Below are 11,049 nucleotides of genomic sequence, written 5' to 3'. Positions count from 1 at the left end.
AACGGGAAAGAGGTGTGCGTTTGTGAGTTAATTGAGGAATTTGGGAGTCGAACAGTCGAATTTATCCCAACACTTGAGTATTTTACGCAAACAACAAATTATTACTTCTACTAAAGTGGGCCTAAAAGTTATGTACCGAGTCAAATATCCTGAAGTATTAACGATTCTTGAGAAGGTTCAGAAGATTCTTGCTCAACAATTTCAAGAAGGGGAAGCTTTGATGAGGCATCTTGGCGACCGGTAGGAAATCTGAAACGTTATTTTAATGCAATAGTATAAGAAAAAGGGGTGGGACGGTTGGATATCAAAATTTTAGGTTCTGGGTGTTCAAATTGTGCGAAGTTAGAAAAAGTTACGAAAGAAGCCATTGCCCAGCTCGGAATTGTAGCCGACGTTGAAAAGGTCGAAGACATACAAAAAATTATGTCCTATGGAGTTATGAGTACTCCGGCTCTCGTGATTAACGGGGTGGTTAAGCTGGTTGGGAAGGTTCCGAATAAGGCGCGCTTAATTGAAATCTTAGAAAAGAACTGAATGCTTAATAAAAAGTCCTGCCATTCTGTTTAAAGTATGGCGGAACTTTTTAAGTAACAAATGTTCATCAATTTAAAAAGCATGTTGAACTCAAACATGAGCATGAGGTACATGGGAACATGTTATGCGTGTTCTAATGTTTGAGCGAATAAGAAGGAAAACCGAGGAATCAGTCCTCGGTTTTAATGTTATTTAATCGCCTATAGGGCGCTTTTTCTTTATAAAGAAAATTAATAATAAGGTATTGACACACCTGGAGCTAAAAGAGATAATATTATATAAATACACATTGTGTAAAAGTACCATAAGTGTAAATATGCCGTAAGTGTAAATAACGATATATGCCTTACCGTGATTGATTGAAATCAAACAAATAAATAAATAGGAGGCGTAGTAATGGAACCAATTGAAGTGCAGGTAGAAGGCAGGACAGAAAGGAAGAAAAAGGAGACTCGACAGAGAATCATCAAAGTGGCGATGGACTTATTTCAACGGCAGGGGTTTAACGATACAACTATGGAACAGATAGCCGAAGAAGCTGATGTTGCCAGGAAAACCCTGTACAATCATTTTCCTGTCAAGGAGGCTATTGTTGACGAATATGTCAGAAGCATTTCCAAGGAATCTACACAGGAGGTCTTTGAAACCTTACAAAACCTGCCGGATACAAGGTCGCGCTTAGTGGAGACACTCGACAAAGTATATGAGTGGGTGGAAATTAACCCGGAGATTATTGGAATCAGTTTAGGCTATCGTCTAAAAAATATGTATCAAGGTCAAGAATACAGCAGTGGCGGTAGTCAGAGTCTTATTGCTGAGATTATCAGGTTAGGACAGCAGGCGGGTGAAATCAGGCAGGATATCCAAGCCAAACTGTTGGTGAAACAATTAGATATTCTTCGCGGTACTGTAGTCATGGATTGGCTAAATGATTCGTCAAAGTTAGAACTCCGTAAAGAGATGGCTAAACTGGTAGACCTATTTCTGGATGGAGCCATGGTCAGGGAAGGGAGCCAGAAATGATAATATGGCATAAGTGGTGATTAAGAAAGGGGTGGTTTAAGTGCTAAAATCAACCGGAAAATACTTTTTAACCTGGGATGAAGCTTTTCAGTTCGGAGTAGAACAGGCAGGTGGTAAGGGCTGGAATTTGGGACGTCTGGCTCAGTATGGTTTTAAAATTCCCATGGGAGGGGTCCTTACTACCCGGGCTTACGATGAGTTTATTAAGCACAATGGGTTACAAAACATGGTTAAGGATATTTCCCAATTAGTCACTGCCGGAAACATCGATGAAATCAAAAACCAGGACAGATTGAATCAATTAAGGGAAAAAATTAAAGCAAGCTCAATACCACAGCTAATTGCAGAAGAATTAAAAACTAGGCTTGACAGCCTGGGCATTCTTGAAAGACCACTGGCTGTAAGATCGTCCGCTTCAGCTGAAGATTCGGCAAAGGCATCCTTTGCGGGTATCCATGAATCCTTTCTGAATGTCCGTGGTTTGGACAATATTCTTGAATCTGTGAAAGGGTGTTATTCCTCCCTCTGGTCGAATCAGGCTATAGTATACCGCAGGAAACTAACTATCAGTGATGATGAAGTAATTCCCGGGGTGGTAGTGATGGAGATGGTCGAGGCCCAGGCCGCAGGAGTCGGGTTTACCTGCGACCCTCAGTCAGGACGTCGGGATATTTTAGTTATCAATACTAATTTTGGACTGGGAGAAACAGTTGTAACAGGCACTGTGGAGCCTGATACTTATTATCTGGATGCCAGTCCATGGAACGCAGTACCCCGCTTAATTGAGCGGAAGACTGGGCGCAAGGAAGGAACGACCTGCCTTAAAAAGGATGGAGGAACTCAATTTGTGCGGACCACGGACTATTCTACCCGACAGGTGTTGTCAGACGAGCAAATTGAAAAGCTGGGCTTACTTCTCTTAAGGGTTTTCGAAGCTCTGGGGGATTGCGATCAGCATCAGGATGTGGAATGGGTTTTTGATGGTCGGGATTTTATTCTGGTCCAGGCCAGACCAGTAACAGCTTTACCCCAGAAGACGTTTGCTGCTTTAAAGAACCAACCTGATTTCTGGTCCAACGGAAACTACAGGGATGCTGTGCCAATGGTCCTGTCACCACTCAATCGTCGTTTAGCGATTAATACCATCGATACAATTCTCAAATTTAATTTTACCGAAACCGATTATCCCTTGCCGGAAGGATTACAATTCTCCAGGTTTTTAAACGGTCGTCTGTATTGTAATCTATCGGCGCTGCAATGGGCTATGTATGATGCGATGGGGTCATTGCCCCGTGACTTTAATGCTGGATGGGGAGGCCACCAGCCGGAAATTGAGCTAAAGGACCCAAAACCTTTTGAAGGTCTTATTGGTTTGAAACGAATAGAGCGTGGAATAAAATACAACGATTTAGTTAATGAGGCAACAAAAAATGCCTTGGCAATTCATGCTCGGGTTGTAGGTTCCATCAACGACCTAACAAAAGATGGATTTAGGCATTTATCAGATAAGGATTTTATTCAACTGTATAACGATCTTGGTAAGATTTCCATAGGATTTGCTGGGGAGTTCTCCTTTTTAAGCGGAGCGGCTTCTATCGCCATAGGGGGACTAATTAAAATCCTAATGGAATATTTTGCTTACGGGACCCCGATGATTATCAATGGCTTAATGGTTGGTGGAACGGCGGACATAACTAGCGCAGATCACGGCTACAAACTTGTAGAATTGGCCGAAATTGCTCGCCAGGATAATGATGCTATTCTATTTTTAACCGGCCCAGACTTTGACCCGATGGGCTGGGAAGAGCAATTACCTGGACGATCACCTTTTAAGCAGGCCTTCCGTGAGTTTTTAAAAAAATACGGGCACCGGGCAGTCTACGAGCTTGATATCATTAACCCTAGGTGGAAGGAAGATCCTTCTTACCTGATGGACATTATACGTAGTACAATAAAAACTGCTGATCTGGCTAAATTGAAGGCAAAGCAAAAGGAAAAATTCGAACAAGCTTGGCGGGAAATTGAAAATAAAGTACCATCTAGTATGCATAGTTCGATTAAAAAATTAATTAGGGAAGCTCAAGAAGGAGCGGCCGTGCGAGAAAAGACCAAATCAGTGATGGCCCTACTGATGGAGGCTTACCGGATGATAGCCCAGGAGGTGGGTTCTCGTTTTTGCGAACGGGGTATAATAGAAAAACAAGGCGATATTTACTTCTGTACCTGGCCTGAGCTGGTTACAATATTAAACGGCGAATGGGAAGGTGACGGGCTCCGGGCACTGGTTGCCGAACGAAAGATCTTCATGAGTGAAATGGAGGCCATTGCACCACCGGATATTATTATGGGAGACACTCCTAAGTATTCGGAGCCCGCTCTCAGGTCTTCCGATAATTTTTTGACAGGTGTTCCAGTTGCTGCTGGAAGAGCCTCCGGTACAGCTCGGTTGATCCGTCATCCAGATGAAGGAAGTAGATTGCAGCCGGGAGACGTTATGGTAGCTCCATCCACTGATCCAGGTTGGACGCCGTTGTTTTTAAAAGCCAGTGCGGTGATCATGGAAACCGGAGGTTTCTTATCCCACGGGGCCATTGTGGCTAGGGAATATGGCATTCCCGCTGTGGTGAATATACCTGGAGTCATGCGAGTCATTAAAGAGGGCTGGAAAGTAGATGTCGATGGGGATGAAGGTAAAATATTTCTTCGGTAAAACACATAACTAAAAACTTCGCATTAAATCCGAAAGGATTAAAAACACCTTCTACGCATTATTGTGGAAGGTGTTTTTTGGTTGTGCACGAGTCGTGGAATTTGCAGGTTATTATGCAATACCAAAATTAAAAATAGGTTTTAAGAAAGATAAAAATGACAGAATCTTCCTTGACAACGATTGTTTACAGATGTAATATTCTAACTACAGATGTGAACAATATGCTTATATAGGAGAGGCGGGTTAAAGTTGCCAGAAATACCGAATATATCAGATGCGGAATGGGAAGTTATGAAAATATGTTGGTTGAAATCAGCTCCTTGTACTGCAAATGAGGTCATTAAGGCCTTAGAACAATCGACAGATTGGAAACCAAACACAATCAAGACTTTAATCGGGAGGTTAGTGAAAAAAGGGGCACTCGCTTACCAAGAAGACGGAAGAGTATATCTCTACAAACCATTAGTGACGGAAGAAGAGTGTGTCAAAGTCGAGAGTAAGTCTTTTCTTACTCGAGTTTTTGGCGGAGCTCTAAAACCTATGCTGGTTACCTTTCTTAAAGAGGAAAAACTCTCACAGGACGAAATTGAAGAACTTAAACAGCTCCTTGAAGAAAGGAAAGACTAAAAATGCTAACTCACTTACAGGCGCATTATCTTAGCGTTTTTAACTGGGTTCTGATGACATCTCTCAAAGCCAGCATCTTCGTCTTTCTTCTCCTTGGAGTGAAATTTGTACTTAGACATAAACTGGGAGCACGCTTTCAGTATACGTTATGGTCAGTTTTGATCATCGGTTTAGTGTTGCCATGGACACCTAATACTCCCGTAAGTGTGTATAATTACCTCGACACTTCCCACATACAACAAATGATAGTCGCGATCATTGACCGAACCACACAATCATCTTCCGCTATCGTTGAAGCTAAACAATCTGGTTTGGATCAAACCGCTTTCGGGGATAGCAATTCCAGCAAAGAGTTTGTGAGCCATGAAACCCAGCGACCAAGTGATGAAAATGTAAATTTATGGACCTCCTTCCCGTTTATTTATAAATTAATGTCCTACATATGGTTCTTAGGGGTCTTGATATTTACGGGTCTCACCGTCATTGTTAACAAACGGTTTTCTAAAAACATTGGACAAGCTTTGGTGACCGACCAAAGCTTGCTCACGGAGTTCAATAACCTCAAAGTGGAATTAAAAATAAAATCGCAGATTCCTCTGTATAAATCAAGGCAGGTAAATAGCCCATCTTTATTAGGCATAATTCACCCAAGGTTACTATTACCCATTGGGATTGAGCAAACATTTAGTTCGGATCAGGTCAACCATATATTTTTACATGAGCTAATCCATTTCAAACGTAAGGACATATGGATAAATTGGTTAAGCCAGGTATTGATAATCAGCCACTGGTTTAATCCATTAATTTGGTATGCTTTTTACCGGATGCGGGAAGATCAGGAGATATCGTGTGATGCTTTAGTCACATCTCGAATTAATGCTGAGCAATCCAAAGACTATGCCTATACGCTCGTCAAACTGGCAGAGACGTATTCTACTGCTCCACGAATAGCGGGCTTGGCAAGTTTGTGCGGTTCAAATTCACAAATCAAGAAGAGACTAATTATGCTTGGAAATAAAAAACATAAACAGGCTTCAGCTAAATGGTCATTGTTAAGTTTTGTGGTGATAGGATTGATTGCCTTTGCGACATTCACCAGTGCTCAAGCGGATGCAAACCCCGCTTTAGAAGAAGGTCAAAACGTCAATGTATCTCAAGGGAACAGTGGGGAACAAACCCTTGGATCTACTAAGGGGATTGTCGATACAGACTCGGGAATCACAGTCGAAGATATCACAGGTCCAAATTTCAAAGGCAAAGTGATGTTGATCAAAGATCCTACTCGAGTTAAATTAGCCGTTACGAAAGAAATTGGGGTTACGGGAGAGAGGGTCAGCGAGCTCGTCAAAGATATGGGAGGCATTGCCGGAATTAATGCCGGAGGGTTTTATGACCCGAATGGTAAAGGGAACGGAGCTTTCCCAGACGGGTTAACCGTGCATGATGGGAAACTGGTCCACAATAATGTGGGAGAAAAAGAAGTCAATATTGTTGGATTTGATGACCAGGGGAAAATGGTCCTAGGTAAGATGACGGCCCATCAATTGGAAGCGCAAAACATACGTGATGCTGTTTCGTTTGCGCCTAATCTTATCGTAGAGGGGAAATCCGTAATTTCAGGGGACGGTGGCTGGGGAATTGCTCCACGGTCTGGCATAGGACAAAGGGCTGACGGGACCGTTATTTTCGTTGTTATTGATGGACGACAACCTGCTTGGAGTATCGGGGCGACCTTAAGTGACCTTATGCAAGTCTTTGAGGATTATCAGGCCGTGAATGCAGTCAATCTCGATGGCGGTTCTTCCTCAGAAATGGTCTATCAAGGCAAAGTCATGAATAAACTTTGGAACATTTTTGGGGAACGTTATGTTCCCACAGCTTTTGTGGTTACTCCTTAGAGAGTGAGAGAGTTCTTTTCGAACGAAATTTAATGGAGGTAGCATGAAGGAAATACGAAAAATACGCAAAATGCGCAAAATGCGTCTAAGAATGATTATTGCATTCTTTATGTTCAATATAGTTTTCGATATACTCTTAGCGCCTTTTATCATTTTCTGGGGGCCATTTGAAGCAACGAAAACTTTAGCAGTTGGTTCCGTTCTCTCTTCAAGACATCCACAGGTTGTTAAGGCGTTTCTCTCGGATGGAGAAATTAGTGAAATCGTGAACAAATATGATAACACAGACTCTGCATCAAATGGACCAATTCGGCGTACTGTATCTGATGCCTCTGCGGGCATCACGATTGAAGATATTAAAGGTAAAGCATTTAAAGGCAAAGTAATGCTAGTAAAGGATCCAAAACGGATAAAAGTTGCTGTGACAAAAGAATTGGAGGTTACAGGTGAACGGGTAAGTGACTTTGTTAAAGACACAGGAGCTGTTGCTGGCATAAATGGCGGAGGTTTTTATGACCCTAATGGTGCAGGTAACGGAGCTTTTCCTGACGGATTGACCGTCCATAATGGAGAAATCGTACATAATAATGTAGGCAACAAGAATACAGACATTGTAGCCCTTGATAAGGAAGGTAACCTGATCGTTGGACAAATCACAGCTGATGACGTTAAAAAGAAAAACATTCAGGAAGCGGTATCGTTCTTGCCGACCTTAATCCAGAACGGAAAAAAGGGCGTATTCCAAGACTCAGCATGGGGAGTTGCACCACGAACTGCCATCGGACAGAAAGCAGATGGGACGATTATTCTTGTTGTAATTGATGGTCGACAAGCAACCTGGAGTTGGGGTGCAAAAATGAGCGACCTCTATAATCTCTTCAAAGATTATGATGCGGTTAATGCTGCCAACTTGGATGGCGGTTCTTCTACAGAACTCTTTTATAATGAGAAAGTGATTAACAAGCTTTGGAATTGGGCTGGTGAACGTTACCTTCCAACGGGTATCGTGGTCATGCCAGAATAGGGTAACGAATGAATTGATTTTGGTGACTTTGCTTAAAAGGATGGATTTACAGATGAAGAAGAAACTGCGCATCCTATTAGTTTGGATATTTGTTTCACTCTGTTTTCAATTTGGAGGGTACACCCTTCTGGAAAACAAAATTCAGAAAGTTATGGGACCAATGGATGGGCATAGTGAACCACCTATCGCTCCTCAACTCAAAGCGACCATTCCTGGTTCTGAGCTTACTAATATTCAAGTTTCTTATGCTAAGGATTACTTGGCTTATTCCGACAATGGGACACTTAAAATCTTCAACCTAAAAAAGGGAAAGGTTGTTTTTGAGAAGAAATCTCCCTCATCTACTGATCAAACATTAGGCGTCCAAATATATCAATGGCTACCCGATCGAAATATCTTACTCTATTTTTATGCCAAGAAAAACCCTAATCAGGTGACAACTGTTAAAGTGCCCTTTAAGTCTATACCCTCAACCCCTTCAATTGAGCCGAAAACAGAAGATCCAAACCATGCGAAAATTGTGACCAAAGAGGTACCTGTAGAACCAAAGTATGAAAAACGGTATGGAAGTCCACAACTTACAGAACTGTATTCACTGGAACTCTCGAATAGTGATGAAGATTTCGCTCCGGATGATCGTATTAATCCATTTGATCCCCTGAGTGGCAGTGAAGAGATTTCAGCAGCAGGAAAGATTGAAAAATTTGTAGTTGCAACCTCTACCAACCTGATGTACTTAACTGTCACGAAGGAAACGAAACAGCAATTCATGGAAATTGACATTAATAAAACGGTAAGTACCCTAAGCAAAGCCAAAGAGCATATCGATAATATGGCGATCTCTGATCGCTTCGCAACACTTTATATTGACAGTAAAGTGGGGACTGTCCAACAAGTTGTCGCCTTAAGTGATGGAAAGCGTCAAGTCATTTCTAAAAATGCTAACGATAGGATTTTAGGAGTCAGAAAGGGAAGAGTATATATCGGAGAAGTAGTCAATCATCAACTCGTAAAGATTAAGACCACAGCCGACCTAGAATTGATCAAGGAGAATCCTTCACTGAAAACCGAATGGCATGGCTCTATCCCCTTTAACGAAAAAGTAAAAGCACTGATTGGGGCTAACGGGCAAATAGTCGTCTATGATAACCAAACAGTCAGTATCATTACAGACGGTCATCTTGCAGAGGTCAAATTCCAGGGCGATGAAAATTACGTCTCAGCCGATGGCTCTGAATTAATTCAACTTACCAAGCAAGGAACATCCACCCTTTTAGACTTGCAGCCCCTCAAGCCATAATATTTCCTTGCGCATTTGTCCGAGCGTTGATCTGCGACTCTGGTAATTAGAAGCTGCAAATCTCCTCCCAACGAAATGCCTCTTACTTAAATTGTAAGAGGCATTAAATGTCACTGTCAAGTCCACAACAAACCTGTGTGAGCATATTAGGCATAATGTCTTGTTATCACGCAAATAATGAATTTATAGTTGTAATTCTTGTAAATATATAATAATATACTTATATAAGCAATTGACGATGATAGAACAACGGTAGGCATAGTGACTGTTTGCTGGGATGTATTTAATACATTATTTCAACAGAAAGGAGGTAAGCTCTTGAGTACTGCACTGGGTCTTGATGAAATGGTTGAAGAATTTAAAGTACTTGGGGATAAAACGCGGTTGAGAATATTATCATTACTTCAGGGGCGAGAGTTATGTGTCTGTGATTTAACAGAAGTGTTTGAAATAAGCCAGCCGGGCGTGTCCCAACATATGAGGCGTCTTCGACAAATTGGATTTGTGAATGAACGTCGCGGGGGACAATGGACTTATTATTCACTGAATATGAGAAATCCACTGATAGCCTTACTTTTGCCTATGTTTCCCAAGGTCAAAGAAGACGAGGAACGGCTGACGCGTGTCAAAGGATGCATAACTTAGGAAATAGGGTTGCGTATAACTTATTAGATAACACTATAAGGAGTTGATAAAGCATGAGTGTCGAATTGTCAATAAGTCGTAAATTATCAAGATTGGATCGCTATTTAACCTTGTGGATCTTTTTGGCGATGGCCGTCGGTGTTGGGATCGGATATGTATTCCCGGGTACTTCCAATTTCATAAACCAATTTCAACTCGGAACAAGCAATATTCTTATTGCTATTGGCTTAATCGTGATGATGTATCCCCCTTTAGCAAAAGTAAAATATGAGGAAATCGGACGTGTCTTTAGAAATGGCAAAGTCATGACCTTATCTTTAATTCAAAACTGGATTGTAGGACCTATTTTAATGTTTGCTCTGGCTGTAATTTTTTTGCATAATTACCCAGAGTATATGGCTGGACTTATTATGATTGGCCTAGCCCGTTGTATCGCAATGGTTATTCTCTGGAACAGTCTGGCAAAAGGAGATTCGGAGTATGCTGCAGCGTTAGTGGCTTTGAATTCAGTTTTCCAGGTTATTTTCTATTCAATCTATGCTTACATTTTTCTTACCGTCCTTCCTAGTTGGCTCGGCCTAGTGAGCATTAAAGTTGACATTAGTATTTGGGAGATCGCCAAAAGTGTTCTTCTATATTTGGGAATTCCTTTTTTGCTGGTATGCTAACGCGCTTGATACTTTTACCTATCAAAGGAAAAGAGTGGTACGAGAAAAAATTCATCCCCAAGATTAGCCCACTTGCGCTCATCGCCTTGCTCTTTACCATTATTATCATGTTCTCTCTTAAAGGCCAGACTATAGTTACTGTACCGTTGGATGTCGTAAGAATTGCCATACCTCTGTTGATTTACTTTGTAATTATGTATCTTGCCTCTTTCTATATGGCTTGGCGACAAGGACTTCCCTATGCTCAAACGGTCACCTTAGCTTTTACAGCAGCGAGCAATAACTTTGAACTGGCCATTGCTGTTGCTGTCGCAGTGTTTGGAATTAACTCCGGAGCAGCGTTTGCAGCAGTCATCGGTCCGCTCATCGAAGTGCCTGTCATGATCGCTTTAGTGAATGTTAGTTTGTTTTTCGGGAAGAAGTACTTTAACAAAGAGGGAGTACCGATTAAAGCATAGCAAGTTCTTTTTCACCATCAATTCTCGTCTACAAAATACCCCCTAAGAGCTTCCACTTCTTTATTTAGTAAGTGATTTCCAGTTAATACGATAGAAATAACCTAGGTTCCCGTTAAAAATTATACCTACACAACGTTTCTGATGAAATGGCACCCTTTAAGA

At 41.6% G+C, this 11,049-nt stretch carries 9 protein-coding genes and 1 pseudogene; all 10 read left to right on the top strand.

Annotated elements, in window-relative coordinates; genetic code table 11:
• Window positions 1-31: 31 nt before the first annotated feature.
• Window positions 32-244: an ArsR family transcriptional regulator gene (locus tag UF75_RS22300; RefSeq protein ID WP_242860387.1), complete on the top strand. Its 213-nt coding sequence runs from the start codon at window positions 32-34 to the stop codon at window positions 242-244.
• A gap of 53 nt (window positions 245-297) precedes the next feature.
• Entirely contained in the window at window positions 298-534 is a 237-nt protein-coding gene (locus UF75_RS22295) for a thioredoxin family protein (protein ID WP_045576737.1), read from the top strand.
• A 396-nt stretch (window positions 535-930) separates the two neighbouring features.
• Window positions 931-1,557, top strand: coding sequence for a TetR/AcrR family transcriptional regulator (locus UF75_RS22290; RefSeq protein WP_045576736.1), 627 nt, complete (start codon window positions 931-933; stop codon window positions 1,555-1,557).
• 40 nt (window positions 1,558-1,597) lie between these two features.
• The gene (locus UF75_RS22285; RefSeq protein WP_045576735.1) at window positions 1,598-4,267 is read left to right on the top strand and encodes a PEP/pyruvate-binding domain-containing protein; all 2,670 of its coding nucleotides are present in this window, start codon (window positions 1,598-1,600) and stop codon (window positions 4,265-4,267) included.
• A gap of 249 nt (window positions 4,268-4,516) precedes the next feature.
• Window positions 4,517-4,894: a BlaI/MecI/CopY family transcriptional regulator gene (locus tag UF75_RS22280; RefSeq protein WP_082075294.1), complete on the top strand. Its 378-nt coding sequence runs from the start codon at window positions 4,517-4,519 to the stop codon at window positions 4,892-4,894.
• A 2-nt stretch (window positions 4,895-4,896) separates the two neighbouring features.
• Window positions 4,897-6,792, top strand: coding sequence for a M56 family metallopeptidase (locus tag UF75_RS22275; protein WP_045576734.1), 1,896 nt, complete (start codon window positions 4,897-4,899; stop codon window positions 6,790-6,792).
• Window positions 6,793-6,835: 43 nt separating this feature from the next.
• On the top strand, window positions 6,836-7,816 hold the full coding sequence (locus UF75_RS22270; protein ID WP_045576733.1) for a phosphodiester glycosidase family protein: 981 nt from the start codon (window positions 6,836-6,838) through the stop codon (window positions 7,814-7,816).
• 52 nt (window positions 7,817-7,868) lie between these two features.
• Window positions 7,869-9,116, top strand: a complete 1,248-nt coding sequence (locus UF75_RS22265; protein WP_045576732.1) for a hypothetical protein — start codon at window positions 7,869-7,871, stop codon at window positions 9,114-9,116.
• A 318-nt stretch (window positions 9,117-9,434) separates the two neighbouring features.
• Window positions 9,435-9,761, top strand: a complete 327-nt coding sequence (locus tag UF75_RS22260) for a metalloregulator ArsR/SmtB family transcription factor (RefSeq protein ID WP_242860386.1) — start codon at window positions 9,435-9,437, stop codon at window positions 9,759-9,761.
• A 53-nt stretch (window positions 9,762-9,814) separates the two neighbouring features.
• Window positions 9,815-10,887: pseudogene (gene arsB, locus UF75_RS22255) on the top strand (ACR3 family arsenite efflux transporter).
• The last annotated feature ends 162 nt before the right edge of the window (window positions 10,888-11,049 follow it).

It is taken from the genome of Desulfosporosinus sp. I2 (genome assembly GCF_000960765.1).
In the GTDB taxonomy this organism is placed as follows: Bacteria; Bacillota; Desulfitobacteriia; order Desulfitobacteriales; family Desulfitobacteriaceae; genus Desulfosporosinus.
The sequence above is the reverse complement of the archived record's forward strand: the minus strand, read 5'-3'. Positions and strand labels throughout refer to the sequence as shown.

Excerpts from the sequence above, each read along its gene's own strand:
- UF75_RS22290 (WP_045576736.1), top strand. The coding sequence starts at position 931 with ATGGAACCAATTGAAGTGCAGGTAGAAGGCAGGACAGAAAGGAAGAAA.
- UF75_RS22275 (WP_045576734.1), top strand. The coding sequence starts at position 4,897 with ATGCTAACTCACTTACAGGCGCATTATCTTAGCGTTTTTAACTGGGTT.
- UF75_RS22270 (WP_045576733.1), top strand. The coding sequence starts at position 6,836 with ATGAAGGAAATACGAAAAATACGCAAAATGCGCAAAATGCGTCTAAGA.
- UF75_RS22265 (WP_045576732.1), top strand. The coding sequence starts at position 7,869 with ATGAAGAAGAAACTGCGCATCCTATTAGTTTGGATATTTGTTTCACTC.